This is a genomic window from Paenibacillus sp. GbtcB18 (assembly GCF_019091125.1).
GTDB lineage: Bacteria > Bacillota > Bacilli > Paenibacillales > NBRC-103111 > Paenibacillus_F > Paenibacillus_F chitinolyticus.
On record NZ_JAGXJX010000119.1, the window covers coordinates 1 to 514 of the forward strand.

Genomic DNA, 514 nt, shown 5'->3' on the forward strand with positions numbered 1-514 from the left:
ACTGTATGTGCTGGACCGCCTCGAGTGAATACCTGTTCCACGGCATCATTCAGGGGTTTAGCTGTAATTTCGTTCCCTTTAAAGTCTTGTGTATATGACCCTTCAGAACCTGCAAAAGCGAATAATCCACCTGTAGTACGTGGCTGTGTTGGAGAACCTGCATTTCTACGGCCATAAATTAAAGAGTTATTCGCTTCACGAATCATTTCTTTTAGACGTAGGTCTACTTGGTAGTTCAATTCGTTAGACACACCATGTGTATTTACTTGTTGCTGTGTACGAGAAATAGACGCGTATCGTGAGAAAATTTGAGAAAAGTTATGCGCTACTAAGCGGTCATTGATCTCATTTTTACGGAAAGCATCCTCACCTTCTGGTCGCGGTCTTGCGATGACCTACAGTTCACCACCTGCTGTAATTGCTTCAGCTGTTGAACTATCGTAACCACGTTGAACGGTATTTTTATCTGCATTTTCATCCCCCCTTACTACCCGAAGCACTTCTAACCCATTTG

Annotated in this window: 1 pseudogene; it reads right to left on the reverse strand. The window is 43.2% G+C overall.

From position 1 onward, the window contains the following. A pseudogene (locus KVT34_RS32670) lies at nucleotides 1-514 on the reverse strand (SU10 major capsid protein); the annotation flags it as partial.